1 protein-coding gene is annotated in these 514 nt (G+C 74.1%); it reads right to left on the reverse strand.

Going from position 1 to position 514, the window contains the following annotated elements:
- Window positions 1-383 (reverse strand): hypothetical protein (locus QQX13_RS13775; RefSeq protein WP_301153687.1); only part of this gene is annotated, 383 nt, incomplete at its 3' end.
- Window positions 384-514: the final 131 nt, after the last annotated feature.

The following is a 514-nucleotide window of genomic DNA, read 5'->3' on the forward strand; positions in this document are numbered from 1 at the left end:
AGCGCGACCTCCACATCGGGGTGGGCGTCGCGGTCGGCGTCCTCGGCGATGGTCACGCCCTGCTCGGGCAGCTCGACGGGCTCCACGCCGCACTGGAACAGGTCGGCGGCCCCGAGGTTCACCGCGCGGTCGATCGAGGGCACGTCGTCGCGATGCACCGGCCCGGCCGGATCCGGCGGAGGACGCAGCAGCTCGACCGCGACCGTGCCCGCCAACGCGAGCACCGCGACCGACGCCGCCGCCGACGCCAACGTCCGACGTGCCCGGCGACGATGCGCCCGCTCCACCAGACCCTCGGCGACACCCTCGGCACGCAGGTGCGCCCCCACGGCGGCCCCGCCGAGCTCCGCCGACCGGGCGATCTGCTCACGCAACGTGCTCATGACCGCCCCCTCTCCACCAGGGCCGCGTCCTCCTCGGACGGATCGAACCTCTCCCCCAACGTCGTCAACGCCTCCGACAGATACCGCTTCACGGTGCCCAGCGACACCCGCATCGCCTCCGCGATCTGCGC

This window comes from Demequina lignilytica, from assembly GCF_030418375.1.
GTDB lineage: Bacteria > Actinomycetota > Actinomycetes > Actinomycetales > Demequinaceae > Demequina > Demequina lignilytica.